Here is a 26,132-nt window from a genome sequence, read left to right as displayed (position 1 = left end):
GCGCGAAGTGGTTAACGGTCTGTCAGTATACGACTCACAGGCAGAGTAGCGAGTTCCTTGGGGGGATGTTTACTAAGTTCTTTAAACTGTGAGTTTTGTGAGTAGGTTATCTTTTTCACCTGCAGTTCAAGTGGCGTGTGTTTGCCACGAAGCCTGCGGCCTCCCCTCTGATTAAGTGGTTCCAGTCGGTGCCAAAAACAAAAAACCCCCGTAGCCTTGGCTGCGGGGGTAATTTATTTAGTGCTTGAAAACTCGGACTTAACCGCCGTTTTCGCGCTGGAGTTTCTTACGAGCCAGCTTGCGGGAACGGCGAATTGCTTCGGCTTTCTCGCGTGCTTTCTTCTCAGACGGCTTTTCGTAATGTTGCTTGAGCTTCATTTCCCGAAAAACGCCTTCACGTTGAAGTTTTTTCTTCAAGGCGCGAAGAGCCTGATCGACGTTGTTGTCGCGAACGCTGACCTGCATGTGGTTTTCACCACCTTTCTAGATAGAGTTGCAAGGATTTGCAGGAAGTGGCCATATAGCAAAGCTCCTGTATGTTGTCTAGTACTGTGATATCAGGGCGCGACTCCCCGGATACCGGGGGCTTCATCACTTTCATTTCGGGAGATCCCCCATGAGCAGCCAGGAAAATCAGACAGACCAGCCGAGCGATCTGATGAGCCAATTGCTGGATGCAGCGCTGCTGCATGTGGTGTTTGATGGCTGGTCCGAGGCAACATTTGAGGCGGCGATTGCCGACACCGGCACCAACCCGGTGTTGGCGCGGGCGATCTGCCCCCGTGGCGCGGTGGATCTGGCCCTGGCCTATCACCGGCGCGGTGATCAGATGATGTTGGCGCGTCTGGCGCAGAGCGACCTGTCGGCGCTGCGGTTCCGTGACCGAATCGCTGCCATGGTGCGCTATCGGCTAGAGGTGGCCGACGATAAAGAAGCGGTGCGCCGGGGGGTGACGCTGTTTGCTTTGCCGCAACATGCCGCAGCGGGGGCCAAGGCCGTTTGGGGCACTTGTGATGCGATCTGGACAGCGCTGGGCGACGCCTCGGATGATCTGAACTGGTACAGCAAGCGCACCATTCTGTCGGGGGTCTATTCCTCGACGCTGCTGTACTGGCTGGGGGACGATAGCCCTGACCATCAGGCGACCTGGGAGTTTCTGGACCGGCGCATCGACAACGTGATGCAGTTTGAAAAGGTAAAGGCAGGCCTGCGCAAAAATCCTTTGCTCAAGCCGCTGCTGGCGGGGCCTGAATGGCTGTCCTCCCAGATCAAACCACCTGCGGCGCAGGATGATCTGCCGGGGCGCCAGGACTAGGGCCAGGGGCCTGGAGGCGGGGTAGGTTTAGGCCTGAATTCAGCGCCATCGGTTTGTGACGCAGGATCCGGCTGGGCTTTGCCCGGCAAAGCGATCAGGTTAGCGTGCAAATCAAGATAGCGGCCGGAGCTGACCACCGGACCACAGCAATAAGGAAATCCAGATATGAGCGACACAATGCGTGCCATTGAAATCTCCACCCCCGGCGGGCCAGAGGTGTTGACCCTATGCCAACGGCCAATGCCGCAGCCCGCGCATGGTCAGGTGGTGCTGAAAGTGGCCTACGCAGGGGTCAACCGTCCGGATGCGCTGCAACGGGCCGGGGCCTATAATCCGCCTCCCGGTGCCAGCGATCTGCCAGGGCTGGAGGCTTCAGGCGAAGTTGTCGCCCTGGGTGCTGGGGTCACCGGATTGGAAATTGGCGACCGGGTCTGCGCCCTGTTGCCCGGCGGGGGCTACGCCGAATATGTGGCAACCCCGGCGGCGCATTGCCTGCCCATCCCGGGTGGTATGAGCCTGAAACAGGCGGCCTGCCTGCCAGAGACCTGTTTCACCGTCTGGTCCAATGTCTTCACCCGTGGCGGACTAAAAGCGGGCGAGCGGTTTTTGGTGCACGGTGGATCATCGGGCATTGGCACCACGGCGATCCAGCTGGCCACTGCGCTGGGCGCGCGGGTTTTCACCACCGCCGGGTCGGATGAAAAATGCCAGGCCTGTCTGGATCTTGGCGCCGAGCGGGCGATCAACTACAAAACCGAGGATTTTGTCGAGGTGCTGCGCGCGACGGGCGGTGCCGATCTGATCCTCGACATGGTGGGCGGCGACTACATTCCCCGCAATATCAAGACCCTCGCCGATGATGGCCGCATGGTGCATATCGCCTTTCTGTCCGGTCCCAAAGCCGAGCTGAACTTTGCCCAGATCATGGCCCGGCGCCTGACGGTGACAGGATCCACCCTGCGGCCACAAAGCGATCTGGCCAAGGCGCGCATTGCCCAGGATCTGTTCGAGGTGGTCTGGCCGCTGATTGAATCCGGCAAACTGGCACCGGTAATGGACAGCGAATTCCCCCTGGAGGAGGCCGCCGCCGCCCATGCCCGGATGGAAAGCTCAGGCCATATCGGCAAGATCGTGCTGAAGGTCGCTGGCGATCTCACCTGAACTAAAACACTGTAAGAGACTTTAAAGGCGCGCTCAAAACCCCTGAGCGCGCCTTTGGCGTTTGTATCTGACCCCGTGCTGATTGGCCCCGTGCTGATTGATCCTGTGATTCTATGCCCCCGTTTTGGTCTCAGCGCACAGGGGTAAAGACCGCGTCGTTCAGCGAGCAATCCTTGATCACGTCACGCCCGCAGGGCACCGGCTGCAGGTTGCGGGACAGGCACAGGCGGACCTCCTGGATGTGGTGATCACGGCAGGTCACGGTGACGCTGTCGGCATCAAACTGTGGGTTGGCTTGCAAAAACGCCTGTTCCACCAATGTGGCAGGCAGGGTCACAGGGCGCTCCAGCTTGCGAAAGATCGCGGGCCGGTTGACGCTGTCATAGGCGGCGCGTGACAGGTCCAGATAGGCCTGTGCGCTGAGGCCGGAACAGGTGCCGTGTTTTTTCCACTGGTGCCAGGCCAGACCGGGAGTTCCCATAATATCAGCCATTTGTGCAGTATCACTGCGCCGTGGTGGGGCCTCGCCAGTGTTACAATAGGAGGGCCAGCCGCGATGGAACTGTGGCCAGAGCCCGTGCAGGGTCCAGCCATGATCATGGCGCGGATCACATTGATCGGAGTTTTTGGCATCGCCTTCGATCTCGCACCAGTTGGGCGACCAGCTGAGCGCCAGTACGTAATAGTCAAACTCACCCGCCTTGTCGCCCTCTGCCCAGGCGGCGGGGGCAAATACCCCGGTGAGAGCCAAAATAGCTGCGAACAAGAACCTGTGCATCGCCTCTTTCCTTATGAAAACAGCGCGACTATATAGGATTGAAGTTCCCCGACAATGGAAACCGACCCCAAATCACCGGGGCAGCCTAATTCAGGCGGCGGGAAAGTTGTATGTTGGGACAGGGTGCAGTTTAGGAGATGAGCACATGGCAAAACCATTGATGGCCAAGGCAACCGCTGTGTGGCTGGTGGACAATACAACGATCAGCTTCAAACAGATCGCGGATTTTGTTGGCATGCACGAATTGGAAATTCAGGGCATTGCGGATGGCGATGTGGCCACTGGGGTCAAAGGGTTTGATCCGGTGACCAACAATCAGCTGACCCAGGACGAGATCGATAAGGCCGAGGCCAGCCCGCTGTACAAGCTGAAGCTTAAATTCAACGCTGCAGCTGCTGGCGAAGAAAAACGCCGTGGCCCGCGCTACACGCCCCTGTCCAAACGCCAGGACCGGCCCAACTCGATCCTCTGGCTGGTAAAGTTCCACCCGGAACTGTCGGATGCGCAGATTGCCAAACTGGTGGGCACCACCAAGCCGACGATCCAGTCGATCCGCGAGCGCACTCACTGGAACATCTCCAACATGCAGCCGATTGACCCGGTTGCTCTGGGTCTGTGCAAACAGTCCGAACTGGACTCGATTGTACAAAAGGCCGCCGCCAAGAAGGCCGCCGAAGGCGGCGTGATGAACGATGATGAGCGCCGTAAGCTGGTCTCCACCGAGCAGTCTTTGGGGGCGGAGGCCGAACCCAAGATCCCTGCCGGGATTGAAGGTCTCGAAACCTTTACTCTGGGTGGCGGCAATGAGCGCCCCTCAGCTGATCCTATGGTCGATGCGGATAGCTTCTTTAACCTTCCCGATGCGGATGACGAAGACGGCGAAGACAATTCGGATGACCCACGCGGTTAATCGTATCTGCTCTGATGCGCAGAGGTTCAAAGGCCATGCCCCCTGGGTGTGGCCTTTTTTGCTGCCCGGTTTGCGTGGCTGACGCCGGTGGGGAAAGGTCATTGTGACCGAAACAATAATCTCTTTGTTTTTGGGCCTGCCCGCCCCTAGTTTCGCACTGGATTAGCTACAGGAGAGCGCAAAGTGAACCAATATGCAGGCACGAGCCCCAGCCTGGGGCGCAATCAGCCGCTGTGTGATTTGCGCAGTGATACAGTGACCCGACCGGATGCAGGTATGATGGCTGCGATTGCTGCGGCGGATCTTGGCGATGACGTCTACGGTGAAGACCCGTCCGTCAACCGGTTGGAGGCCCTGCTTGCCGAACGTCTGGGCAAAGAGGCTGGGCTGCTGCTGCCCACCGGCACTCAAAGCAATCTGGTTGCGCTGCTGGCCCATTGTGGGCGCGGCGAAGAAATTCTGGTGGGCGTCGATTACCACGTCAACAAATATGAGGCCGCCGGGGCGTCGGTGCTGGGGGGCATCGCGCTATGCCCTTTGCCGATCCAAGAAGATGGCAGTTTGCACCCGGATGCAATTGCTGCTGCGGTCAAACCCGATGACAGCCATATGGCGATCAGCCGGTTGCTGTCGCTGGAAAACACCCATAACGGCCAGGCCGTTTCGTTGGCGCAGACCCAAGCCGCCGCCGACGCGGCGCGCCGGGCGGGGCTGGCGGTTCATCTGGACGGGGCCCGGTTCTTTAACGCGATCGCGGCGCTGGGATGTGCCGAGCAGGATCTGGCCCAGATCCCTGATACCATTTCGATTTGTCTCTCCAAAGGTCTCGGCACACCTGCAGGATCGGTTCTGGTGGGCCCCAGGGATCTGATCAGCAAGGCGCGCCGCTGGCGCAAGATGCTGGGCGGCGGCATGCGGCAGTCCGGGCTGCTGGCGGCGGCGGGGCTATATGCGCTGGACCACAATGTCGCCCGTCTGAGCGAAGACCACGCGCGGGCCGCAGCCCTGGCCGCAACGCTTGGGAACCTGCAATCTGGCGCGGTAACCCAGGCCAGCAACATGGTTTTCTTTACCCCCGGCGACGGGCGCAACATGGATCTTCAGGCGCATCTGGCCGAAAACGGCGTGGTGATTGGCACCGGGGAAACCGGGCCGATCCGTTTGGTGCTGCACCGTGATGTCAGTGATGCAGGGCTGGAACTGGTGACCCAGGCTGTGCAACAGTTTTACGGCTGACACCCCGACAGGTCTCACCGGTGGTCGACATCGTACTGTTATCTCAGAGCTGTTTACGGGCTTTGAGCGCGGCAATGATTGTACCGTCATCCAGATAATCCAGCTCGCCGCCAATTGGCACGCCCTGTGCCAGGGTGGTGAGCTGGACCCGATCCTCCAGCTGGTCGGCGATGTAATGGGCGGTGGTCTGGCCGTCGATGGTGGCGTTGAGCGCCAAAATGACCTCGCGCACGCCTTCGCTGGCAACCCGGTCCACCAGTCGCGGGATACGCAGGTCTTCGGGGCCAATGGCATCCAGCGCTGACAGGGTGCCGCCCAACACATGGTAGCGGCCCTTAAAGCTGGCGGCGCGCTCCATCGCCCAAAGATCCGAGACGGTTTCCACCACGCAGATCTCTCCGTTGGCCCGCCGCTCATCGGTGCAGATGCCGCAGATGTCACGGGTGCCGACATTGCCGCAGTTCAGGCATTCGCGCGCGCTGGCCGCCACCTGTCCCAGACTTTCGGCAAGCGGTGTAAGCAACAGCGCCCGTTTGCGGATCAGATGCAGCACCGCCCGACGGGCTGAACGCGGCCCCATACCCGGGAGTTTTGCCATCAGAGCAATCAAATGCTCGATCTCGCTGATGCTGTCGTCGTTCATGTCTTGGGTCCTTTGCGATTGCTGCATATAGGCGCAAAGCACCCCGGCGCTGCAAGACCCATGGTGCAACCGCGCGGGCTTTGTTTCCGGGTGTGGTCAAGATCAAGACAGATAAGGCGGGCAAGGCGGGAAACCTGCCTCAACAGGTTTCCGAATCAAGGGCAAATGGGCGCAACCAGACCCGGCGAAGCCCTGAAAAGCCCCAGCAACAGCGGTTTTAGCCAGGTAGTTTCTGCCATTTGCGTAAAAGGTCGAAAAAAACTTTGGCACCAGAGGAGGCGGGCAGGCTGGGCAAAGAACAGGTGAGGCGCCAGAAAACGACCGCAAGTTGGGCAAAAACGCAGATTTTGCCATATTTTTAGCAGGATAGGCGCTGCTCAGGGGCAAACACCATTTTTGATTGCAGAGGCGCTAAACAGCCTTGGACGTATATTCACCCTTGAAAAAAATTCGACCTCCGCGCATATAGGCACTGCTAACGTTTTTCTTTTTCGACCCACTGTCTCCCGTTTACGGCGTTCAGTCTTCGATCCAGACCTACAACGCCGGGCTGCCGCACCAACGCGGGCAGCATTTAATAGGAGATTACGGACATGGCTTCAGGCACCGTAAAATGGTTTAACTCGACCAAAGGCTTCGGCTTCATTGCACCCGATGGCGGCAGCAAAGACGTATTTGTTCACATTTCTGCTGTTGAGCGTTCCGGTCTGACCGGTCTGGCCGACAACCAGAAAGTGACTTTTGACATCGAACCCGGCCGTGACGGTCGTGAGTCCGCTGTGAACCTCGAACTGGCGTAAGCCTTTTCCGAGCCAGAATTCTGAAAACGCGGTCTCCTTTGGAGGCCGCGTTTTTCTTTTGCGCATGGCCCAGCGGGCTCAGGGTCAAAGCGGCAGACAGACAAAAGGCGACCCCTGAGGGCCGCCTTTTGAGCTTGGGTCATGTGCTGCGCAGTTAGAAGGGCAGCTTGATATCCTTGGGCAGGCCCATGCTTTCGGTCAGGTTGGTCATTTCTTCCTGCGCCTTCAGCGCCGCCTTGGACTGGGCATCCTTGATCGCGGCCAGGATCAGATCCTCGACAACTTCTTTGTCATCCCCGGAAAAGATCGACGGGTCAATATCGAGCTCTTTCAGCTCACCCTTGGCCGAGGCCGTGGCTTTGACCAGGCCAGCCCCTGCTTCGCCCACCACCATGACATTGTGCAGTTCTTCCTGCATCTCTGCCATTTTGGTCTGCAGTTCCTGTGCTGATTTCATCATCTTGGCCATATCGCCAAGACCGCCGAGGCCTTTGAGCATCTGTCTTCTCCTAAAAAGTTCTGTTGGGTCCTAAATACGAAGCCAGGGCCAGGCGCACAAGGGTAAGCGCGTGATTAAAGGGGAGGTGCTCCTAAGGCCTGCGAGACTGCGGCGCCGTGCGAAACCGGTCGCGATAGGCACCGGGGGTGAGGCCAGTGACGGCTTTGAAGGCGCGCGAAAAGGCTGGCAGATCCGCATAGCCGACGGACCAGGAAATCTCGGCAACCGTGGCGGTGCTTTGCTCCAGCCGATTGCGGGCTTTTTCAATGCGTAGGCTTTGCAGGTAGGCCGCAGGAGTATAGCCGGTGGCCCGGTCAAAGTGGCGGCTGAAGCTGCGCAGGCTCATGCCGGCAACCTGCGCCAGATCGGCGCTGGCCAGGGGCGCGGCAAGATGCTGGTCCATGTGGCGCTGGGCCTTCAGAATGCCGCTGTTGCCATGGGTGCGGTTGGGGCGAAAGCTGGAGTAATGCCGCTGCGCCCGCCCGGCCGGATCGACCAGTAGGTGCCGCGACAGCTTTGACACCATGCTTGGTCCATACCATAGCCCTGCAAGGTGCAGTCCCAGATCCAGCCAGGCCATTAGCCCGCCGGCGGTGATCACATCGTGGTCATCAATCAGGATCTCTTCTGCCTGCAGGTCTACTTGCGGAAACCGTGCCTGAAACTCCTGCTCCAATGCCCAATGAGTGGTGGCGGGACGTCCCTGCAACAGGCCAGCAGCGCCCAGCCAAAAGGCGCCGGCACAGACCGAACAGGCAATCGCCCCGCCGTGGTGCTGGGATCTGGCCCAATGGGCCAGCGGGTCCTGCGGGCTGCCACGCTGTTGTTCCAGCGAGGGTGGGAACACAAAGGCGGTGAAGCTTTGCTCGGGCAGGGTGGCGGTGCTCACCAGGGTGATCTCTGGCCCGGGCACATCCGGGGCCAGGCGTGGCACCAGCGAAAACAGATCCGCCAGTCCCCAAAGCGCGGATTTCTGCACGCCGGGGTAATCAACCAGCGCAAGAGAGATATTTGGCAGTTCCTGCATATATATTGTCGTACGCGCCAATGTGTTTTGCAGTCAAGCCCGGGCATTACAAAGGTCATGATATCAAAAGGAGGCTCAAGATGAGCAAGACTGCATTACTGTTGGTGGATATTCAGAACGATTACTTCCCAGCTGGCGACTGGGCGCTGCATGGGATGGAGCAGGCGGCGGAAAAGGCCGCCTCTCTGCTTGCCTCGGCCCGTGAGGCTGGTCAGATGGTGGTGCATATCCGCCATGAAAACCCGTCGCCCGAGGCGCCGTTCTTTCGTGCGGGCAGCCACGGGGCTGACATCCATAGCGCCGTTACCCCCACCACAGGTGAGCCGGTTTTGACCAAGGCGCGGCCCAATAGCTTTGTCGACACGGGCCTGTTGGATCTATTGCAAGAGGCCGGGATTGAGGCGTTGACCCTTTGTGGCGCCATGAGCCAGATGTGCATTGATGCGACAGCGCGGGCAGCGAGTGATCTTGGCTTTGACGTTACTGTGGCAGAAGATGCCTGCGCCGCGCGGGCCATGGTGTTTGGCGGTGTTGAGCTAAGCGCCCAGCAGGTCCATGCGGCCTTTATGGCGCCTCTCGCCATGAGCTATGCGCGGATTGTTTCAACCGCTGAGGTTCTGAAGGCCTGATAGCCTGACGCGCTGCGATCCACCCTTCGGAAGCTAGACTACGCAGGCAGGAGGTTGCCATCGGCAACCTCTTGGCCCTGCAGCAACGGGGCCGGCCAGAACAGAACAGTGCAGCACAGGGTTAGTCCTCTTCAAAGGGATCCCATTCGTCTTCCACCTCTGGCAGGGCCTCGGCTTCGACTTCGGCGGCCAGTTCTTGTGCGGTGCGGATGCGGGTGATCTTTGCCTTGGGAAAGCTCTCCAGCACGGCCTGTACCAGCGGGTGTTCGCTGGCCTTGGCGCGCAGGGCGTTTTCAGCGGCGTTCTCTAGTTCGGTGATGGTGTCGCCACCGCCGTCATTTTCCAGCGAGATGATCCAGCGGGCCTGGGTCCAGTTTTGCAGCTGTTGCCCCAGTCTGGCGGCAAGGTCCTTGGGGGCGTCCGCCGTTGGCTGGATGGCAATGCGCCCGGGCTGATAGGAAACCAGACGCAGATAGGTTTTTACATATTCCAGCAACAACCCGTCGCGGCGCTGGCGGATCAGATCGACCACATGCTCAAAACTTGGGTAGCGGGCGAGGGCCTGAAGGGTCTCTGGCGCCAGCGCTGTTGCGGTGCCGTTGCCACCCTGCGCAACCGGCGCGCCGTGAGGCGCGCCACCGGATGCCATGGGCGCTCCTTCAGGAGCGCCGCCGCCCGCCGCAGGCGCACCCATGCCCTGCATGGGGCCAGAGCTGCCTATGCCAGAGCCGCCTGTGCCATAGCCAGTCGTCGCCATTCCACCGCCGGGGCCGCCGCCGTTAGGGGGCGGCGGAGGCGTGTCCTGCAATTTGCGGATCAGCTCTTCCGGGCTGGGCAGGTCGGCCACATGTGTGAGGCGGATCACCGCCATTTCAGCCGCCATCATCGCATTTGGTGCAGCGGCGACTTCTTCCAGTGCTTTCAGCAGCATCTGCCACATCCGGGTCAGAACCCGCATCGCCAGGGCCTCAGCCATGTGCTGGCCACGGGCGCGTTCATCCGGGCTGACGGTGGGGTCTTCTGCCGCGTCAGGGGTGATTTTCACCACTGAGACCCAGTGGGTGATCTCGGCCAGATCGCGCAGGACCGCCAGGGGATCAGCGCCTTCGGCATATTGCGCGCCCAGCTCTGTCAGGGCACCGGCGGCATCGCCGCGCAGGATCATGTCCATCAGATCCAGCACCCGCCCCCGATCGGCCAGCCCCAGCATGGCGCGCACCTGATCGGCGGTGGTTTCGCCGGCGCCATGGGAAATGGCCTGATCCAGCAGCGAGGTGGCATCGCGTACCGAACCTTCGGCGGCGCGGGTGATCAGGGCCAGGGCATCCTCGTTGATCTCGGCGTTCTCAGCGGTGGCGATCTTGCGCATCAGGGCGATCATCACTTCCGGTTCAATCCGGCGCAGATCATAGCGCTGGCAGCGCGACAGCACGGTCACCGGCACCTTGCGGATCTCGGTGGTGGCAAAGATGAATTTGACGTGGGCGGGCGGCTCTTCCAGTGTTTTCAACAGCGCATTAAAGGCGCTGGTGGAGAGCATGTGCACCTCATCGATGATATAGATCTTATAGCGGGCCGATGCGGCGCGATATTGGACCGAATCGATGATCTCACGAATGTCGCCGACGCCAGTGCGGCTGGCGGCATCCATCTCCATCACATCAACATGACGGCCTTCCATGATGGCGGTGCAATGTTCGCAGACCCCGCAAGGCTCGGTGGTGGGCTGACCGTTGCCATCAGGGCCGATGCAGTTCATCCCCTTGGCGATGATCCGTGCCGTGGTTGTTTTCCCGGTGCCGCGAATGCCGGTCATGATAAAGGCTTGGGCGATACGATTGGTTTCAAACGCATTTTTCAGCGTCCTGACCATGGCGTCCTGACCCACCAGATCGGCAAATGTCTCGGGGCGGTATTTCCGCGCCAGGACTTGATACTGGGGCTGGCTGCTGTCGCTTGTGCTGTCGTTCATGGGTCTCTTGCCGGATTCGGAAGGCGGGATCGCGTCCGCGCAAGGTACGCGGGCTGGCGGGCTTCGTCCACCGCTGTTGACCAACTGGGGCTCCACGGGTCAGACTTTGGGGGCGGTGCCGGATTTGGCACTGGGTGCGCGCCCGTGTGGCGGCGATTTTGCGGATTTTGTGGCCCCTGTTTTCAACCAGTATTTTTGATCAGGGTTCTGGGCCCGTGCTTCCTGGGATGTTTCAGTATGAGTATGCCAATGTCTAAAAACACCGGGTTGTTTGAAAATACCGGGTTTCGCAGGCGCCGCTTGGGACCGCTTACCTGCGTTGCTTACCAGTGGGAAAGGGGGCTGCATGGATGATCATCGCACTGACCAATCCGTGCGATCCCTGACCCTGCATGCCTTGAGCGTGGCGGATGGCATTCTGGCGCTGTGCCCGCTGCCGGGCAGCGGCGGCGACTATAGGGGGGACATGGATCACCTGCATGATTGGCAGCCAGGGCTGGTGATCTCGATGACAACCGAAGTCGAACATGTGGGTGCGGGTGCCGCGCCTTTGGGGCAGGATTTTCAGGCCATGGGGTCGCGTTGGATCCACCTGCCCTTGCCGGATTTCTCTGCTCCGACCAAGGCTATGCTGGCGCAATGGCCCGAGGTCAGCGCGCTGGCGTTGCAGGCGCTGCGCGGCGGCGGCCGGGTGTTGGTGCATTGCAAGGGCGGCTGCGGGCGCTCTGGTATGGTGGTGTTACGCCTGATGATCGAGGCCGGGGAATACCCCGATAAGGCCCTGCGCCGACTGCGTGCTGTGCGCGCCTGCGCGGTCGAGACCGAGGAGCAGATGACCTGGGCGCTGGCCGCTGCAAAACGCGCCGGGACACGGAAAGCCAGAAACAAATAGGAGGGCGAGACGCCCTCCTTAAAGGCTTCGACGATGCCGGGGCTACAGGGCAGGGTAGACGGTTTGCGCTGCGGTCTGTTGAGGCAGGGGTTTTGGCAGGGCCTCACCCATGGCACAGGGGGGCTGATGCAGTTTGGTGGTGGAAAACGCCCGGCTGTCTGGTTGGAACAGGGTATCAGCAAACAGATCCAGGGTTGCTGTATCAGCTGCTTCGCTGACGTCACAAAACACCCGAATGCGGTCATGGCTGGCAATGAACCGGGCTGGGCAATGACGGGCGCAGCCATCCAGCAGACTGTCTCCGCAGAGCTCAAATTCGGCGGATGTCACCGGGCGGGCCTTATCCAGCGCCCCGGCAAGCGCTGTGAGCATGCGGCTTAGGGCCGGGCAGGGCTTGCCCAGGTGCATACAGATGCTTTGGGAAAAGTGATGTGTTTCTTTGGTCGTTGTCTGGTCCATCGGTGTCATGATGCGCCCTCCGCGCGCTGGCGGGGAAATTGACAGGCGCAGGCATGAGACCGGGGGCGTTACCCGCAACCACCTCATGCACCCGCCCGGACTCCCCGTCCAGTTTCGAGTTACATTGGTGATGGCAGGTCTCCTGACTTGCGGGTCGATACGGTTTCGGTCCTTCCCGGCCGGGATTGCATCCCTGTACCAGTGGTTCACCCGAAGCGCTCACCGCTTACAGTTGCGGGGGCAGTCGCGGAGTTGGCAGGGCTGCAAAAGCCTGGCCGCACCGCGTTCCCTTTTCATCCTGGACACAAGGTTATGCATCGCAGAAACCATCCCCCAATCGCTATCGCTGACAGATATGAGTCGTCAATCACGAATTGAGCGCCTGGTCAGGACGGCCGATATCGGCACACAGAAACTGACACACAGAAACCAGCCAGCAGAAGCAAGCACGCAGGTGCAGGCATAGGCTGGCCTGCTGCTGGTCAGGGGACACTGTCTGGCAGGCTGCGACCGGGATCAGGCGCTGCGGTTTGCCCGGTCTTCGGTCAGGCTGGCAAACTCTGCCACACGTTGCTTGAAACGGGTGTTGATCTTGGAGCGCGCCAGTTTGAGCGATTGCAACAACAGACGCCCGGACAGGGTTTTGGCCTGCAGATTGACCTTCACCGAAAGACGGGTCCGCCGCGGAGAGAGCGCCAGGAGCTCAATCTGGCCCTTGCCTGACAGGCTGGGGCTCTCGCCATCAAACCCAATCAAGGTTGTGGGCTCATAGCTGGAAAGCTTCAGGTGCAATTTACGCGGTTTGCCGCGAAACTCGGTCTGGATATCCCAAGCCATGCCAACCTGAGGGGTCGGGTCATCGCTCAGCCGCTGTACCTCGATGCCGCGCCGGATTGCCGACCGTTCAAAGCTGGCAAAATCGGAAATTGCTTCAAAGACTTCAGCCAGAGGCGTGTCGACGTCCTCTTTACTCGTTAATTCCATGATATGCCGCCTGACCTGTCGTCAGCCCTTAGAGAGTAGTGTAGGATTTGGTGATAGAATAATCTCCTTAATCCAAGGTGTCCGCAAGCCAGTTTTCCAGAAGAAAATGTGCAATTGCTCCTTTTCGCGCCGGTTTGATGACAGGGTGTTCTCCTGCAAAGACAGTCATCATATCCTGACGACTTACCCAGATTGCATCTTCGATTTCCTTGGGGTCGATGGTGATGTCGCGGCTGGTGGCCCGACCGCTGCAGCCAAACATCAGTGACATGGGAAAGGGCCAGGGCTGACTGGAGAGATAGCCAACCTCAGCCACAGAAACGCCTGTCTCTTCAAATACTTCCCGCCGCACGGCAGCCTCCAGTGTTTCTCCGGGTTCCACAAAGCCAGCCAGCAGCGAATACATGCCCTCTGGCCACCCAGGGGATCGCCCCATCAGGACGTCATCGCCATGGGTGATCAGCATGATGACAACCGGGTCGGTGCGGGGGAAATGCAGCGCTTTGCAGCTGGGGCATTGGCGCTGCCAGCCGGCCTGCGTGACCAGGCTTTGACTGCCGCAGCGGGCACAGAACTGGTGCGACTGATGCCAGGACAGCAGGGCCTTGGCGGTGGCAGCCAGCTCTGCCTCCAGCGGCGACAGGCGCGCCATGATGCGGCGCAGCTCGGCAAAGGCATAGCCTGCCGGCAGGTCCGGGTGCTGTTGTTCGCTGGTATCGGCAAAACTGGCCAGGGCCATTTCATCCAGGGCATCCGGCTGCCAGGCGCCAAGGTCGCAGGCAAATCGTTCTGCCCCGTCAGGGCTGGCGCCAAGATAGAGTGCCGCGCTGCGGTGTTCCATGGCCACGGGGTGGCTGGACGCAATCCAGGCCAGACTATCCGGCCCGCGATCCGGGTCAGAGCGCTGGCTGAGAACCTTGCCGCGCCAAGTCATCAGAACCTGCGTTTCCGGGGCGGCCCAGGCGGTCTCCAGTGCGGCGGGATCTTCTCGCAGCTGCGCTTTGCGATCCAAACCGCCACCACCGCCAAAGGTTACCTGTTCTGCTCGTTTCATCCACCGCTCCCCGCATTGACTGTGATGCCAGAGACACGGGGGCCTATCCCGCGATCTGGCGCATTTCTCCAAAGTGATGACGCCTTGGCGCACGAAATACCAGAGTATCTCTGATTTATTGCGCCTCAGGGGCTGTCGGAGTGTTGTCTTGACTTTGGTTGCGCTGGGGCTAGCTCCCCTGCAACTTGGTTAATTTTTCTTAAAGATGATGTGTTTGAAGGCTTTGCAAATTTGTGAAACGCTGTTTCAAATGGGTGGCGGTTCTCAGAAGGGGGGCTGGTGAAGCAAGAGATTGGACCAAGCAGTGACAGCTGTGATATCAGCACAATGACAGATTTGGCCTCTTCCAAATCAGAAGCCTCCGGCGTGTTGCGCATTCTTGCGACAACGGATCTGCACTGTAACCTTCTCAGCCGAGATTACTACGCGGACCGCGAGGACCCGGGCGTTGGCCTGTCGCGCCTGGCCAGTCTCATTTCGGACGCCCGCAACGAGGTCCAGGCTCAGGGGGGTGCGAGCCTCTTGCTGGACAACGGGGACGCCTTGCAGGGCTCGCCGATTGGGGAAACCGCCCTGAAGCTCGACCCAGAAAGCTCCGCCCCCTGCAGCGCTGCCGTGCATCCTTTGATGTCAGCCTTTGCGGCATTGAACTATGATGCCTTGGGGCTGGGCAACCATGATTTCAATTTTGGCCTGCCGGTGCTTGAGGATGTATTGAAAGATGCACCTTGTGCGGTGGTATGCTCCAACATGTCCGCGGTTTCGCCCGGTCGTGCGCTTCCCTTTGTAAAAACGAAGATTATCGAACGGCATCTGGCCTCGCTGCCCGAGGCGCCAGGTCTGCGGATCGGAATTCTGTCGGTGCTGCCTCCGCAGACGATGATTTGGGATGCGGATTTGCTGGAAGGCGAGGTTCAGGTCCAAGACATGGTTCGGGCTGCCGCAGCCAGCGCCGCAGAGCTGCGGGCGGCGGGATGTGATCTGGTCGTTGCCTTGGCGCACACCGGGGTTGGCGGGGAGCTTTCTGTTCCGAATATGGAAAACGCCCTGCGTCCGATTGTGGCCACGGCTGGCATTGATGCGGTGATTGGTGGCCATACGCACCTGGTTTTGCCTGACCCTGAACATGCCTTTGCAAAACCCGTGGTGATGCCCGGGGCACATGGCTCCCACCTGGGGCAGATCGACCTGCACCTGCGGTATGGGCCTGACGGCTGGCAGATGGAGACCTGGCAGGCCAGTGCCCTGCCGATTTCCCGCCGGGATGCCTGGGGCAGGCTGACGCCTCTGGTGGAGGAGGACCCCGCCCTGGTCGAGATCCTGGCAGAGGCGAACGCGCAGACCCAGGCCCGGATGAAAGAACCGGTTGGATATAGTTCCGACGCTCTGCATTCGTATTTTATTTTCTTTGGTCAGGACCATGGTCTGGCCCTGACGGCCTGCGCGCAGATGGCTGCGATGCGCCCTTTGCTGGCCGGATCCCGGGCGGGGGATCTGCCGCTTTTGTCGGCGGTGTCACCGGGCAAATTTGGCGGTCGCTCAGGGCCTGAAAACTACACGGATATTGCGGCGGGGGATCTCTGCATGCGCAATGTTGTGGATTTGCAGGTGTTCCCCAATGCCATCTGGGGCGTGACCGTCACCGGGGATCAGCTGCGGGATTGGCTGGAAATGTCTGCTGGCATGTTCAATCAGGTCACCCCGGAAAGCCGCGACACTGAGCTGATCAACCTAGAGCGCGCTGGGCATAATTTTGATGTGATATTTGGCGTGGAGTACGAAATTGATGTCTCGCAGCCACCGCGTTTTTCGTCTTCTGGTCTGGTGATCAACCCGGATTCGCACAGGATCCGAAATCTGCGCTGGAACGGGGCACCGGTTACCGGCACGCAGCAGTTTTCAGTTGCGACAAACAGCTACCGGGCCAGTGGCGGCGGCAACTTCAAAATGGTGCAGGAGGCAGAGAAACTGAACCTGCCCCGGATCAAAATCCGCGATGCGATCTGCGATTACGTATCAGGACGCCTGCCCAAAGATGCACTGGCTCAGGCCGACTACCCCTGGCGGCTCAGTCGGCTTCCAGAGACACGGGTGGACGTCTATACCGGGCCGGTCGCGCGCAATTACCTGGCTGAGTTGCCCGAGGGTCTGGTTGAAGACCGCGGGGTGACGCCAAATGGGTTTCTAAAGCTCCGGCTGAGCCTTTAACACTGCCCGCTCTGGCCAAGCCTGCTGATGGGGCTATTTGAAAGCAAGTGAGCTGAGGAGTTGAGCAGCTGCAAACCCGCCAAGGGGCTTATGTTTGCTGCAGGCCATGACCGCATCGCTCTTGTCATCGGGGCAAACTCTGCCTATATCGGGATTCGAGAGGTTGGCGCGGGCAGGCGCCTCGCCAACCTGGTCAGATCCGGAAGGAAGCAGCCACAACGAGCCCCGCTTGGGTCGATGTCCAACCTCTCACCTTATCCCCTAAAATACCGATGCTAAATTTCCAGCGAGATCTGCTGTCTATCTCAGCGGCCTTGCGGCAGGCTGCTTTTTCACGGGCTGCTTTGGCACAGGCGACGGGTTGGATCGACGCGTCTGTTTCAGGCCGCCCGCCGATGTGTGCCTAGGAGCAAAAGAAAGACAAAAGCCGCCCCAACCGATGTGGTGACGATCCCCACGGGCAATTCTTGCGGCGCCAGAAGCAAGCGCGACACGATATCGGAAGCGGTCAGCAGAACCGCGCCGATTATGGCGGCCATGGGCAACAGGCGCCCATGCATCGGCCCGGCAAGCCCACGGGCGATATGGGGCACCATAAGGCCGACAAAGCCGATAACGCCGGCGACGGAAACAAAAGCGGCGGTGGCCAGGGCGCAGATCAGAAACATGCGGGTGCGTAGCGCGCCAACCGGTACGCCAAGGCTGCTCGCGGTGGTGTCCCCCGTCAGGAGCGCGTCCAGCCAGCGGCTGCGCCAAACGGCATAGGTCGCGATGAGCGCCAATCCGGCAGCAACCAGAGGCAGGGTCTCCCAGCGGGCAAGGCCAAGCCCACCAAGCATCCAGAAAATCACCGAATGGGCCGCGCGGGTATCGCCAGAAAAGATCAAATAATTGGTGATTGCTGCAAACAGAAACGAGACGGCCAGCCCGGCCAGGATAAGCTTCTCCGGAGCGCTGCTTTGCAGAGTTCGCACCAGCAGCAGCACGATACCAGAGGCCACAAGCCCACCGCTAAAGGCGGCAAGGGGCAGGGTCCAAAGCCCCAGAAAATCGCCGGTGACGGTGATGACCAGAACCGCGCCGGCGGCGGCACCAGAGGACAGGCCGAACAAAAACGGATCCGCCAGGTCGTTGCGGGTTGTGGTTTGAAGTACCACGCCGACCAGACCTAATCCGGCACCGATCAGGGCGGCAAACAGCGCCCGCGGCAGGCGCAGGTCAAAAATGATCCGATGTATGGGCTCTGGCTCCAGGCTGCTGAACCCCAATCCCGAAGAGATGGCGGCAAAGACCTCGGCCACCGGCACATCGGTGGACCCATAGAGGACGGAGAGTAAAAGCAGGGCGACCAAAACGGCCGCCCCCAATATCAGCGAAAGGCCAAAACGGCCCATATCAGTTGAGACCCGGATGCATGGCCTTGGCCATTTTCTCGATGGCGGCAATATTTGCCGGTCCAGGGGTCAGCTCTTCGTAGCGCAGGCCCACCCAGCGTTGGTTTTTAACCGCATCCGTATGGGCCATAACCGGGTGTTCCTGCAGGAACTTGAAGGTGTCTTCGGCGCCATTGCCGTTTTGGTAATCCAGCAACACCAGAAATTCTGGATTGGCGGCCGCGACCGCTTCCCAAGAGGTGCGCCCCCAGCTGGTGTCCAGATCATGGGTGACGCTGGCGCCCCCTGCAGCCGCGATCATGGCGTCGGGGATGGCAAACCGGCCAGCAGTGAACGGCGCATCTGCCGGGCCGTCCAGCAGGAAAACACGCGGTTTGGGCTGTTCTGCGGTTTTGGCTTCAATCTCGGCCAGCTGCTGCTGCCAGCCTGCCACCAGCTCTGCTGCCTTGTCCTCCACCTGCATGACTTTCCCAAGGCGCAGCACATCATTGAACAACAGCTCCATGCTGGCTTCTGGGCGATCCTTGTCCAGATGCACGCAGCTTTCGGTCAGGATCATGGTTTTGATCCCAAAAGGCGCCAGCGTGTCCGGGGTCACATCTCCGCCGGGTTTCATGCCGTAGTACCACCCGGCAAAAAACAGATCCGCAGAGGCCGAAACCAGGTTTTCGACGCTTGGATATTTGGGGGCAAGTTCAGGGATGTCGCCGCGAGCCTTGTCGAATTCGGGGCTTGTCTTATACCATCCGCTGATGCCGGTGACGCCGACCATCTTGTCCTGCAGGCCAAGTGCAAACGCCATTTCGGACATGTTGATGTCATGCACAACCAGCCGTTCCGGCATGGTTTCAAAAACCAGCGGCGTGCCGCAGTTGTCGACGCTGACGTCATATGCGGCGGCACTACTTGCAGCACTCAGCAGGAGAGCAGCAGACCAGAGCGTTTTCATTGTGAATTTTCCTTCGGATTTTGAAAGTCTGTTTTACGAATGTCCAGAGCCGGGATCATCCGGCCCTCATGGGGAAAGCTCAGATAGCTGACCCCAAAGGTCGCCTGGACATTTTCAGGGGTGAGCACCTCGGCGGCGGGACCAAAGGCCACCAGTCGCGTTGATTTCATCAAGGCGGCATGGGTGGCAAACTCCGGGATCATCACCAGATCATGCACCACCATGACAACGGTGATCCCCAGCGAGGCAACCAGGGACAAAATGCGGCCTTTGGCATCCGGGTCCAGGTGGTTGGTTGGCTCATCGAGAAACAAAAGCTCGGGCTCCTGGGCGAGGGCGCGGGCGATGTGAGCCCGTTGGCGCTCCCCTCCTGACAGCTGTGCCATGGGCTTGCGCGCCATCCGCGAAAGCCCTGTAAGATCCAGAATGGCCTCAACGGCTTTGGTGTTTTGATCTGTTGACCGGCGCGCCGCGATTGGCAATTGGCCAAGGGCCACATAGTCCTGAAGGCGCAGCCGCCCATCCGGCGAGCTTTGCTGGCTGACAAGGGCAATGCGTCCCGCCCGGTCCTGTGCTTTCATCTGGCGTAGGCTGGCACCACCTATAAAAACTTCTCCGACCGCCAGCGGTTCACATCCTGAAAGCAGGTTCAGCAGGGTCGATTTGCCCGCCCCATTTGGCCCGGCGATGGCGAGGATTGATCCCTGCTGCAACTCAAAGGAAACCCCCGAGACCAGCGCATCCCCGTTCAGGGCAAAATACTCCAGATCGCGCACGCAGAGAAAAGGTTGGGATAAAGGAGGAGATCCGGTCATGTCTTGACCTCCGGCCTGTAGGCGGGAAGCCGTGCCAGGGTTTTGTCGTACAACCGCTCCGGCCGCTCCGAAGCTGTGCTCCAGCCGGTGTCGCTTGCCAAAAATTGCCGGGCAAAACAGGCGATCGCCTCGATATCTGCCTGCGCTTCGATCTCACCAAACAGATACTGCGTCTTGCCCGGCCCCTGCAGTCCGACCGCGATGGGGCGTTCGCAGCCCGCCATGCAGTCGACAGCCCGCAACGCGAACCGGTTTGACACACGTTCAGCCAATGCTGCCCGGAGTTCGCGCGCCGCTCCCGGCCCTTTGCAGGTGGCGCAAATCAATATGGAATGATCACTGGTGTTGGTCATGTCCCGCCTCGCTGGTAAACGCACGAAGAGAGCAGGTGCCGGTCCTGGGGCGCCAGTTATTCTGTGCCATCTAAGCCTCCTTCAGGACTCCCCGCCCTGGGTTGAGTGAACAAATGGATGGCAGGTCTCCTGACTTGCGGGTCGAGGCCTTGCCGCGCCTTCCCACCCCAGGGGGCAGTGGCGTGTTGCAGCAGTGCTCTCCGCTCACAGTTGCGGGGGCAGTCACGGATTTGGCGCCTATTGGCTACTCCACACCGTATTCCCTTTTCATTTTTCCGGAGTGACCCCGGTAAAAACCATCTAGGCCATGTATGAGTTCAATCTTGAGACTGTCAATCAAATTGAAAGGCCGCAGCCGAGCTCTGGCGGCACTGGTGCGCTCTGCGCCAATACTACCTGGCTGTTGGGCTGCTGGCGCGATGCGCTTGGTCAGGGCTGCACCAGGGTGCAGGGGCGCCGAGATCAGAAAAGGGCGATCCAGATACCCGTAAACATGAGAATGCCGCCAGTATTGACCCATGCGTGCCAGATTGAATAGCGAAACGGCAGGCTCTTGCGGGCGTAGAACCCGATCCCGATTACAAAACTGGTGACGCCAGACAGGATGCACCACAGGCTGGTGTCAGGCACCATGGTCAGATCCGGCAGCGCGCACAGTCCCAGCGCGCCCAGCCCAAGATAAGAGGCCGTCGACCAGCGGGACTTGACGTTTTTATTGGTAATCTTGTTCCAGATCGCCAGCGCTGTCAGTCCCCAGCACAGATACAAAAGTGTCCAGGTCCAGACGGTGCCTGCCTGCACAAAAAAGGGCGTGAAAGTGCCGGTGATGCTGGGATAGATCGCTGCATGGTCGATGCGGCGCAGCAAAACACGGCGGTCATGCCAGGGGCCAAAGTGGTACAGGCTTGACGCGATATTAGAGGCCAGCAGCGAGAGGACATAGACGCCAAGGGCGGCGATCAGTGAAACATCGAGACCGGCGCTGGCCTTGTTAATCAGGGCTGCAGCGGCGGCCAGAATCAGGGTCAGACCAATCGCATGCACCACGATATCGGCGCGGCGATGGGCGGGATTGGCGCTGGGGTAGGTTGTGGCTTGTGGTGTAGCTGTCATGGTGGACTCGCGCAGGGGTGCCCCAGCGATAAGAAGGATGCGGTGGAGAGTCTAGGGGCGGGACCCAGTGGTCCCTGGGTTCCTATACGTCAGCGCCTGCGCGCCGCTGTACGATCCGCCAGAGTAGCGCTGTCTGGTAGGTTCGAAGAGGCGGTGCCGCTTAAAAGCGGCCATTGTCGGCAGGGTAGACGCCGAGAATTTCCACATTGGTGGTGAAATAAGACAGTTCGTCCATTGCCAGTTGCACGTTTGCATCATCTGGATGGCCGTCGATATCTGCGTAGAACTGCGTCGCGGTGAAGGAGCCATCGACCATATAGCTTTCCAGTTTGGTCATGTTGATGCCATTGGTGGCAAAGCCGCCCATGGCCTTGTAGAGCGCCGCAGGAATGTTGCGGACCTGAAAGACAAAACTGGTGATCATCCCATGGGCGCCGCGACGGGTGGTGTCGGGCTCACGCGACATGATCAGGAAACGGGTGGTATTGTCACCGCGATCTTCGATCTTTTTCTCCAGCACGTCCAACCCGTAGATCTCGCCGGCCAATTCGCTGGCCAGGGCGGCGGTGTGGATATCGCCGGCCGCTGCCACATCGCGGGCGGCGCGGGCATTGTCCGGGCTGACCCGTCCCATAATATTGTTTTTGCGCAAAAATTCCCCGCATTGTGGCAGCAGGACCAGATGCGATTTCGCCTCGCGGATGTCTTCCAGTTTGGCGCCGGGCACGGCCAAGAGATTGATGTGCACCCGCACAAAAGCCTCGTCGATGATATGCAGACCGCTGTGGGGCAGCAGCCGGTGGCTATCGGCAACCCGCCCGTAGGTGGAATTCTCGACCGGCAGCATCGCCTGGTCCGCCGCGCCTGAGCGCACCGCCTCGATGACGTCTTCGAATGTGCTACAGGGAAGCACCTCCATATCGTGCCGGGCGTTGCGGCACGCCTCGTGACTATAAGAGCCGAGCTCCCCCTGAATGGCAATTTTTCCGGTCATCAGTGCGACTTTCCTGCAAAACTTCAGCAAACGGGCATTTCGTCGCGTTGTCTATACCTTGCCACTGACGAGTGGAAGCCTTAGACAACGACGCAGACAGCTAAAACGGACACGCGATTCATGTTTGACACGATGACCCTAACCAAAGCGACCGCAGGCGTTTGCGGATCGTTCCTGGTGCTTCTTCTGGGCCACTGGGCCGCGGATGTACTCTATGCGTCAGACGCGCATGGTGAGCAATCTTATGTAATTGAAGTGGCGGATGCGAGCGCCGCCGATGAAGATGTTGTTGAGGTCAGCTTTGAAGAGCTAATGGCCTCAGCGGACGCTGGCAAAGGCGCCAAGGTCTTCAAAAAATGTTCTGCATGCCACAAACTCGAAGAGGGTGTGAACGGCACCGGTCCTTCGCTTTATGGTGTTGTTGGCCGCGCCCAGGCCGGCATGGATGGCTTTGGCTATTCCGGCGCCCTGACCGCACTGGGCGGGACCTGGACAGCAGAAGAACTGAGCGCCTTCCTTGCAAAGCCTTCGGCCTATGCTTCCGGCACCTCAATGTCGTTCTCTGGTCTGAAGAAAGAAAAAGACCGGGTAAACCTCATTGCCTATCTGGACAGTCTCGACGACTGATCCGGGCCTGGTTTCCTGAACCAGCACACAGATTTCAAAGGGCCGTGGCGGATGCTGCGGCCTTTTGCTTATGCGGCGGGCGCGGAATGCCCTGTTCTCATGGCAGGATCACGCGCTTGCGATCTGATGAGTGCCGGGATCAGGTAATCTCAGCTTGAATGTTACCGCCTGCGGGTTTTAGCTTGAGAGACAGGAAAACACCGGACCAGTACAAGGCCGGGCAATGGAGGTTGTGACGGATGACATCCCGGATAGCAGGTAATCAGGTGACACGACGCGGCGGCGCCCAAAGCTTTGCACAGGCGCAGGTACAGGCGCAGGTACAGGTGGCGCCATCAGCCTCTGCAAAATCTGGCCCTGCAAACGCAGTTTACCTGTTGCTTCTGGGGTTGGCCCTGGCCTTGTGTCTTGCCCTGCCACAACGGGGCTCCGCGCAGGAGGTGATCACAAGCCATGGCTTTGCCGAGTTTGGCGCGTTGAAATACCCCGAAGGCTTTGCCCATTTTGACTATGTGAACCCAGAGGCGCCAAAGGGTGGCGAGCTGTCGATTTCGGCGGTGGGCACCTTTGACAGCATGAACCCCTTTACCCGCAAGGGACGTGCCGGCGCCTTGGCCTCATCACATTTTGAAAGTCTGCTGGTGGAGTCCTATGATGAACCGGGGTCCTATTATGGCTTGATTGCCGAAAGCCTAGAGTATCCCGAAAGCCAGGATTGGGTGATTTTTAACCTGCGCCCCGAGGCGCGGTTCTCGGATGGCACTGCGGTGACGGCGGAGGATGTGGTGTTTTCCCATAACCTTTTGCTGGATCAGGGCCTGCAATCCTACGCCGAAGCGGTGCGCAAACGCATCCCAAAGGCCGAAGCGCTGGACCCGCATCAGGTGAAATTCTATTTCTCCCCGGATTTTCCCCGCCGGGCCATGATCACCCAGGTCGGGGGCACCCCGGTTTTCTCGAAGGCCTGGTTTGAGGCCGATCCCGAAAATCGTCGCCTGGATGAACCCCGCTTGGATCCGGGTATTGGCTCTGGCCCCTATATTCTGGACAAGGCCGAGATCAACCAGCGCATCACCTACCGTCGCAACCCCGACTATTGGGGCAAGGATCTGAACGTCAACATCGGTCGCCATAACTATGATGCCATCCGGGTCGAGTATTTTGGCGATGCCATTGCCGCCATGGAGGGGTTCAAGGCCGGTGTCTATACGGTGCGGCCTGAAAACAACTCCAAAAGCTGGGCGACCTCATATGATTTTGACGCGGTTGCGCGTGGCGATGTGATCAAAGATGAGATCCCGGACGGCAATGTGCCTGTGGCCAATGGCTTTGTGATGAACCTGCTGCGGCCCAAGTTCCAGGACATTCGGATGCGCGAGGCCCTGCAGCTGGCCTTCAACTTTGAATGGACCAATGAGAGCCTGCAATACGGGCTGTTCCGCCATCGCAGTTCTTTCTGGCAGGATAGCGATCTGGAGGCCAAGGGCGTGCCGACGGGGCGCGAACTGGAGGTGCTGACCGCGCTGGGCGACCAGATTGATCCGGCGATTCTGACCTCTGAGCCGGTGATGGCCCATGCCTCGAAACCCAAACGCCCCAATGATCGCCGCAATCTGCGCCGCGCCATGAAGCTGCTGGATGAGGCAGGCTGGGAAGTGAACAGCGAGGGCATGCGCCAGAACGCGGCGGGCGAGGTTCTGAAGATCGAATTCCTGCTTGATAGCCCGACTTTGGAACGTATCGTCGGCCCCTATGTGTCAAACCTGCAGGCAATGGGCATCGACGCGGTGCTCAATCGGGTGGATTACGCGCAATACACCAGCCGCCGCCGGGAAAAGGATTTTGACATGGTTTCTTTTGCCTATCCAATGTCACTGGAGCCATCGACCGGCCTGTATCAGTTCTTTGGGGCCGAGGCGCATAAGTTCTCGGTCTTTAATCCGGCGGGTCTGGCGGATCCGGCAGTGGATGCTCTGATTGACAATGTTGTTGACGCCAAAACTCAGGAAGAACTCTATTCCAATGCCCGTGCGCTGGACCGGGTGCTGCGGGCAAAACGGTTCATGGTGCCAACCTGGTATCTGGACGTCAGCTGGATCGCCCATTGGAAACAATATGCCTACCCTGCAAACCTGCCCCCCTATGACACCGGGTTGCTGGACCTGTGGTGGGTGGATGCGGAACGCGAGGCTGAATTGAAAGCCTCGGGCGCCTTGCGGTAAGGGCGCGACATGGCAGCCTATATCCTTAGACGTTTACTGCTGGTGATCCCAACCCTGTTTGGCATCATGGTGGTGAACTTTACCCTGGTGCAATTTGTCCCCGGCGGTCCGGTGGAACAGGTGATCGCGCAGCTGCAGGGCGGCGGTGATGTGTTTGAGGGCTTTGCCGGTGGCGGCGGGGACTCTGGTGGATCATCGGTGATCGAAGCCAATGACAGCTACGCAGGCCGTCAGGGCCTGCCGCCGGAACTCATCGAGGAGCTGAAAGAGCAGTTTGGCCTGGACAAGCCACCGCTGGAGCGGTTTGGCCTGATGCTGGTCAACTACATGCGGTTTGACTTTGGTGAGAGCTATTTTCGCAAGATCGACGTGACTGAGCTGGTGTTGGAAAAGATGCCGGTGTCGATTTCTCTGGGGCTGTGGTCGACACTGATCGCCTATTTGATTTCGATCCCCCTAGGGATTCGCAAGGCGCTGCGCGATGGCTCGCGTTTTGATACCTGGACCAGCGGCATCATCATCGCTGCCTATGCCATCCCTGGATTTTTGTTTGCAATCATGCTGCTGGTTCTGTTCGCGGGTGGCTCCTACTGGCAGATCTTTCCCCTGCGCGGCCTGACCTCTGACAACTGGGAAAGCCTCAGCCTGTTTGGCAAGATCTACGATTACGCCTGGCACATCGCGCTGCCGGTGATTGCCTCAACCATTGCCTCCTTTGCCACCTTGACGCTTTTGACCAAGAACTCCTTTTTGGATGAGATCAAAAAACAATATGTCATCACCGCACGGGCCAAGGGGCTGTCTGAGAACCGGGTGCTCTATGGCCATGTGTTCCGCAATGCCATGCTGATTGTGATTGCCGGTTTCCCGGCGGTGTTCATCAGCATATTCTTTTCCGGCAGCCTGATCATTGAGACAATTTTCTCGCTGGATGGTCTGGGCCGCCTGGGGTTTGAGGCCGCGGTGGCGCGGGATTACCCGGTGATGTTTGGCACCATGTATATCTTTGGTCTGATGTCCCTGGTGGTCGGGATCATTTCCGATCTGATGTATGTGCTGGTTGATCCCCGTATCGACTTTGAAAAGCGGGAGGGCTGA

General features: G+C 59.5%; 26 protein-coding genes, 1 other RNA gene and 2 riboswitches. Of the genes, 12 read left to right on the top strand and 15 right to left on the bottom strand.

The annotated features are described in order from the left end of the window. Window positions 1-258 precede the first annotated feature (258 nt). Entirely contained in the window at window positions 259-465 is a 207-nt protein-coding gene (rpsU, locus tag QZ268_RS12065) for a 30S ribosomal protein S21 (RefSeq protein ID WP_121023675.1), read from the bottom strand. A gap of 151 nt (window positions 466-616) precedes the next feature. On the opposite strand from rpsU, the gene QZ268_RS12060 reads away from it, so the two are divergent. Next, on the top strand, window positions 617-1,315 hold the full coding sequence (locus QZ268_RS12060) for a COQ9 family protein (protein ID WP_295452820.1): 699 nt from the start codon (window positions 617-619) through the stop codon (window positions 1,313-1,315). Between the two features lie 165 nt (window positions 1,316-1,480). Beyond that, entirely contained in the window at window positions 1,481-2,476 is a 996-nt protein-coding gene (locus QZ268_RS12055; protein WP_295452818.1) for an NAD(P)H-quinone oxidoreductase, read from the top strand. 130 nt (window positions 2,477-2,606) lie between these two features. Here QZ268_RS12055 and QZ268_RS12050 read toward each other — a convergent pair whose 3' ends face one another. Further along, the gene (locus QZ268_RS12050; RefSeq protein ID WP_295452815.1) at window positions 2,607-3,254 is read right to left on the bottom strand and encodes a ribonuclease T2; all 648 of its coding nucleotides are present in this window, start codon (window positions 3,252-3,254) and stop codon (window positions 2,607-2,609) included. A 145-nt stretch (window positions 3,255-3,399) separates the two neighbouring features. Between QZ268_RS12050 and QZ268_RS12045 the strand changes: the two genes are divergently transcribed. Together QZ268_RS12045 and ltaE are read left to right on the top strand one after the other, a co-directional pair. Continuing rightward, window positions 3,400-4,164, top strand: coding sequence for a DUF1013 domain-containing protein (locus tag QZ268_RS12045; RefSeq protein WP_295452813.1), 765 nt, complete (start codon window positions 3,400-3,402; stop codon window positions 4,162-4,164). A gap of 183 nt (window positions 4,165-4,347) precedes the next feature. Next, on the top strand, window positions 4,348-5,400 hold the full coding sequence (ltaE, locus tag QZ268_RS12040) for a low-specificity L-threonine aldolase (protein ID WP_295452810.1): 1,053 nt from the start codon (window positions 4,348-4,350) through the stop codon (window positions 5,398-5,400). Between the two features lie 43 nt (window positions 5,401-5,443). Here the strand turns inward: ltaE and recR are convergent, their stop codons facing one another. Next, complete coding sequence (recR, locus tag QZ268_RS12035) at window positions 5,444-6,043, bottom strand: recombination mediator RecR (protein ID WP_295452807.1); 600 nt, start codon at window positions 6,041-6,043, stop codon at window positions 5,444-5,446. Window positions 6,044-6,636: 593 nt separating this feature from the next. Between recR and QZ268_RS12030 the strand changes: the two genes are divergently transcribed. Then, window positions 6,637-6,843 carry a cold-shock protein gene (locus QZ268_RS12030; protein WP_009809887.1) on the top strand — a complete coding sequence of 69 codons (207 nt, stop codon included), beginning with the start codon at window positions 6,637-6,639 and terminating at the stop codon, window positions 6,841-6,843. A gap of 154 nt (window positions 6,844-6,997) precedes the next feature. Here QZ268_RS12030 and QZ268_RS12025 read toward each other — a convergent pair whose 3' ends face one another. Together QZ268_RS12025 and QZ268_RS12020 are read right to left on the bottom strand one after the other, a co-directional pair. Further along, the gene (locus tag QZ268_RS12025) at window positions 6,998-7,342 is read right to left on the bottom strand and encodes a YbaB/EbfC family nucleoid-associated protein (protein WP_295452804.1); all 345 of its coding nucleotides are present in this window, start codon (window positions 7,340-7,342) and stop codon (window positions 6,998-7,000) included. 91 nt (window positions 7,343-7,433) lie between these two features. Then, entirely contained in the window at window positions 7,434-8,369 is a 936-nt protein-coding gene (locus QZ268_RS12020; protein WP_295452801.1) for a helix-turn-helix domain-containing protein, read from the bottom strand. A gap of 80 nt (window positions 8,370-8,449) precedes the next feature. Between QZ268_RS12020 and QZ268_RS12015 the strand changes: the two genes are divergently transcribed. After that, window positions 8,450-8,998: a cysteine hydrolase family protein gene (locus QZ268_RS12015; RefSeq protein WP_295452798.1), complete on the top strand. Its 549-nt coding sequence runs from the start codon at window positions 8,450-8,452 to the stop codon at window positions 8,996-8,998. A 121-nt stretch (window positions 8,999-9,119) separates the two neighbouring features. On the opposite strand, the gene QZ268_RS12010 is transcribed toward QZ268_RS12015, so the two are convergent. After that, entirely contained in the window at window positions 9,120-10,970 is a 1,851-nt protein-coding gene (locus QZ268_RS12010) for a DNA polymerase III subunit gamma/tau (protein ID WP_295452796.1), read from the bottom strand. 346 nt (window positions 10,971-11,316) lie between these two features. Between QZ268_RS12010 and QZ268_RS12005 the strand changes: the two genes are divergently transcribed. Continuing rightward, complete coding sequence (locus tag QZ268_RS12005) at window positions 11,317-11,862, top strand: protein-tyrosine phosphatase family protein (protein WP_295452793.1); 546 nt, start codon at window positions 11,317-11,319, stop codon at window positions 11,860-11,862. A 42-nt stretch (window positions 11,863-11,904) separates the two neighbouring features. On the opposite strand, the gene QZ268_RS12000 is transcribed toward QZ268_RS12005, so the two are convergent. The 3 genes from QZ268_RS12000 to nudC form a co-directional block, all read right to left on the bottom strand. After that, complete coding sequence (locus QZ268_RS12000) at window positions 11,905-12,330, bottom strand: hypothetical protein (RefSeq protein ID WP_295452791.1); 426 nt, start codon at window positions 12,328-12,330, stop codon at window positions 11,905-11,907. A 105-nt stretch (window positions 12,331-12,435) separates the two neighbouring features. Continuing rightward, a riboswitch (cobalamin riboswitch) is annotated at window positions 12,436-12,667 on the bottom strand. Window positions 12,668-12,837: 170 nt separating this feature from the next. Then, window positions 12,838-13,305, bottom strand: a complete 468-nt coding sequence (locus QZ268_RS11995) for an SRPBCC family protein (protein WP_295452789.1) — start codon at window positions 13,303-13,305, stop codon at window positions 12,838-12,840. Between the two features lie 67 nt (window positions 13,306-13,372). After that, window positions 13,373-14,359, bottom strand: coding sequence for an NAD(+) diphosphatase (gene nudC, locus QZ268_RS11990; protein ID WP_295452786.1), 987 nt, complete (start codon window positions 14,357-14,359; stop codon window positions 13,373-13,375). A 327-nt stretch (window positions 14,360-14,686) separates the two neighbouring features. Here nudC and QZ268_RS11985 point away from each other — a divergent pair, with 327 nt between their 5' ends. Beyond that, the gene (locus tag QZ268_RS11985; protein WP_295452783.1) at window positions 14,687-16,567 is read left to right on the top strand and encodes a 5'-nucleotidase C-terminal domain-containing protein; all 1,881 of its coding nucleotides are present in this window, start codon (window positions 14,687-14,689) and stop codon (window positions 16,565-16,567) included. 156 nt (window positions 16,568-16,723) lie between these two features. Then, an RNA gene (gene ffs, locus QZ268_RS11980) (signal recognition particle sRNA small type) lies at window positions 16,724-16,822 on the top strand. Window positions 16,823-16,947: 125 nt separating this feature from the next. Here the strand turns inward: ffs and QZ268_RS11975 are convergent. The 6 genes from QZ268_RS11975 to QZ268_RS11950 all read right to left on the bottom strand — a co-directional run bounded on the left by QZ268_RS11975 (window position 16,948) and on the right by QZ268_RS11950 (window position 22,185). After that, the gene (locus tag QZ268_RS11975) at window positions 16,948-17,961 is read right to left on the bottom strand and encodes an iron ABC transporter permease (protein WP_295452780.1); all 1,014 of its coding nucleotides are present in this window, start codon (window positions 17,959-17,961) and stop codon (window positions 16,948-16,950) included. A 1-nt stretch (window position 17,962) separates the two neighbouring features. After that, window positions 17,963-18,910: an ABC transporter substrate-binding protein gene (locus tag QZ268_RS11970; RefSeq protein ID WP_295452776.1), complete on the bottom strand. Its 948-nt coding sequence runs from the start codon at window positions 18,908-18,910 to the stop codon at window positions 17,963-17,965. Beyond that, a complete protein-coding gene (locus QZ268_RS11965; protein WP_295452774.1) occupies window positions 18,907-19,725 on the bottom strand; it encodes an ABC transporter ATP-binding protein in 819 nt (272 codons plus the stop codon). Before QZ268_RS11965 ends, QZ268_RS11970 begins: the two co-directional genes overlap by 4 nt. After that, entirely contained in the window at window positions 19,722-20,078 is a 357-nt protein-coding gene (locus QZ268_RS11960) for a DUF1636 domain-containing protein (protein ID WP_295452772.1), read from the bottom strand. The genes QZ268_RS11965 and QZ268_RS11960 overlap by 4 nt, the downstream gene beginning before the upstream one ends. Window positions 20,079-20,179: 101 nt before the next feature. Next, window positions 20,180-20,394, bottom strand: a riboswitch (cobalamin riboswitch). Window positions 20,395-20,540: 146 nt separating this feature from the next. Further along, window positions 20,541-21,191 carry a hemolysin III family protein gene (locus QZ268_RS11955; protein ID WP_295452769.1) on the bottom strand — a complete coding sequence of 217 codons (651 nt, stop codon included), beginning with the start codon at window positions 21,189-21,191 and terminating at the stop codon, window positions 20,541-20,543. Window positions 21,192-21,351: 160 nt separating this feature from the next. Further along, window positions 21,352-22,185, bottom strand: coding sequence for a prephenate dehydratase (locus QZ268_RS11950; protein ID WP_295452767.1), 834 nt, complete (start codon window positions 22,183-22,185; stop codon window positions 21,352-21,354). 120 nt (window positions 22,186-22,305) lie between these two features. Between QZ268_RS11950 and QZ268_RS11945 the strand changes: the two genes are divergently transcribed. The 3 genes from QZ268_RS11945 (at window position 22,306) to QZ268_RS11935 (ending at window position 26,132) form a co-directional block, all read left to right on the top strand. After that, window positions 22,306-22,812 carry a cytochrome c family protein gene (locus QZ268_RS11945; RefSeq protein ID WP_295452764.1) on the top strand — a complete coding sequence of 169 codons (507 nt, stop codon included), beginning with the start codon at window positions 22,306-22,308 and terminating at the stop codon, window positions 22,810-22,812. A gap of 239 nt (window positions 22,813-23,051) precedes the next feature. After that, window positions 23,052-25,034: an extracellular solute-binding protein gene (locus QZ268_RS11940; protein WP_295452762.1), complete on the top strand. Its 1,983-nt coding sequence runs from the start codon at window positions 23,052-23,054 to the stop codon at window positions 25,032-25,034. Window positions 25,035-25,043: 9 nt separating this feature from the next. Continuing rightward, window positions 25,044-26,132, top strand: a complete 1,089-nt coding sequence (locus QZ268_RS11935) for a microcin C ABC transporter permease YejB (protein ID WP_027241634.1) — start codon at window positions 25,044-25,046, stop codon at window positions 26,130-26,132.

Source organism: uncultured Pseudophaeobacter sp. (assembly GCA_905479575.1).
In the GTDB taxonomy this organism is placed as follows: domain Bacteria; phylum Pseudomonadota; class Alphaproteobacteria; order Rhodobacterales; family Rhodobacteraceae; genus Pseudophaeobacter.
The sequence above is the reverse complement of the archived record's forward strand: the minus strand, read 5'-3'. Positions and strand labels throughout refer to the sequence as shown.

What these genes read in the sequence shown, in the direction of transcription:
- QZ268_RS11950 (WP_295452767.1), bottom strand. Translation starts at nt 22,185, where the DNA reads ATGACCGGAAAAATTGCCATTCAGGGGGAGCTCGGCTCTTATAGTCAC.
- QZ268_RS11935 (WP_027241634.1), top strand. Translation starts at nt 25,044, where the DNA reads ATGGCAGCCTATATCCTTAGACGTTTACTGCTGGTGATCCCAACCCTG.
- QZ268_RS12015 (WP_295452798.1), top strand. Translation starts at nt 8,450, where the DNA reads ATGAGCAAGACTGCATTACTGTTGGTGGATATTCAGAACGATTACTTC.
- QZ268_RS11965 (WP_295452774.1), bottom strand. Translation starts at nt 19,725, where the DNA reads ATGACCGGATCTCCTCCTTTATCCCAACCTTTTCTCTGCGTGCGCGAT.
- QZ268_RS11960 (WP_295452772.1), bottom strand. Translation starts at nt 20,078, where the DNA reads ATGACCAACACCAGTGATCATTCCATATTGATTTGCGCCACCTGCAAA.
- QZ268_RS12020 (WP_295452801.1), bottom strand. Translation starts at nt 8,369, where the DNA reads ATGCAGGAACTGCCAAATATCTCTCTTGCGCTGGTTGATTACCCCGGC.
- nudC (WP_295452786.1), bottom strand. Translation starts at nt 14,359, where the DNA reads ATGAAACGAGCAGAACAGGTAACCTTTGGCGGTGGTGGCGGTTTGGAT.
- rpsU (WP_121023675.1), bottom strand. Translation starts at nt 465, where the DNA reads ATGCAGGTCAGCGTTCGCGACAACAACGTCGATCAGGCTCTTCGCGCC.
- QZ268_RS11955 (WP_295452769.1), bottom strand. Translation starts at nt 21,191, where the DNA reads ATGACAGCTACACCACAAGCCACAACCTACCCCAGCGCCAATCCCGCC.
- QZ268_RS12005 (WP_295452793.1), top strand. Translation starts at nt 11,317, where the DNA reads ATGGATGATCATCGCACTGACCAATCCGTGCGATCCCTGACCCTGCAT.
- recR (WP_295452807.1), bottom strand. Translation starts at nt 6,043, where the DNA reads ATGAACGACGACAGCATCAGCGAGATCGAGCATTTGATTGCTCTGATG.
- QZ268_RS11940 (WP_295452762.1), top strand. Translation starts at nt 23,052, where the DNA reads ATGACATCCCGGATAGCAGGTAATCAGGTGACACGACGCGGCGGCGCC.
- QZ268_RS11945 (WP_295452764.1), top strand. Translation starts at nt 22,306, where the DNA reads ATGTTTGACACGATGACCCTAACCAAAGCGACCGCAGGCGTTTGCGGA.
- QZ268_RS12030 (WP_009809887.1), top strand. Translation starts at nt 6,637, where the DNA reads ATGGCTTCAGGCACCGTAAAATGGTTTAACTCGACCAAAGGCTTCGGC.
- QZ268_RS12045 (WP_295452813.1), top strand. Translation starts at nt 3,400, where the DNA reads ATGGCAAAACCATTGATGGCCAAGGCAACCGCTGTGTGGCTGGTGGAC.
- QZ268_RS12010 (WP_295452796.1), bottom strand. Translation starts at nt 10,970, where the DNA reads ATGAACGACAGCACAAGCGACAGCAGCCAGCCCCAGTATCAAGTCCTG.
- QZ268_RS12050 (WP_295452815.1), bottom strand. Translation starts at nt 3,254, where the DNA reads ATGCACAGGTTCTTGTTCGCAGCTATTTTGGCTCTCACCGGGGTATTT.
- QZ268_RS12025 (WP_295452804.1), bottom strand. Translation starts at nt 7,342, where the DNA reads ATGCTCAAAGGCCTCGGCGGTCTTGGCGATATGGCCAAGATGATGAAA.
- QZ268_RS11975 (WP_295452780.1), bottom strand. Translation starts at nt 17,961, where the DNA reads ATGGGCCGTTTTGGCCTTTCGCTGATATTGGGGGCGGCCGTTTTGGTC.
- QZ268_RS11970 (WP_295452776.1), bottom strand. Translation starts at nt 18,910, where the DNA reads ATGAAAACGCTCTGGTCTGCTGCTCTCCTGCTGAGTGCTGCAAGTAGT.
- QZ268_RS11985 (WP_295452783.1), top strand. Translation starts at nt 14,687, where the DNA reads ATGACAGATTTGGCCTCTTCCAAATCAGAAGCCTCCGGCGTGTTGCGC.
- QZ268_RS11995 (WP_295452789.1), bottom strand. Translation starts at nt 13,305, where the DNA reads ATGGAATTAACGAGTAAAGAGGACGTCGACACGCCTCTGGCTGAAGTC.
- QZ268_RS12000 (WP_295452791.1), bottom strand. Translation starts at nt 12,330, where the DNA reads ATGACACCGATGGACCAGACAACGACCAAAGAAACACATCACTTTTCC.
- QZ268_RS12055 (WP_295452818.1), top strand. Translation starts at nt 1,481, where the DNA reads ATGAGCGACACAATGCGTGCCATTGAAATCTCCACCCCCGGCGGGCCA.
- QZ268_RS12060 (WP_295452820.1), top strand. Translation starts at nt 617, where the DNA reads ATGAGCAGCCAGGAAAATCAGACAGACCAGCCGAGCGATCTGATGAGC.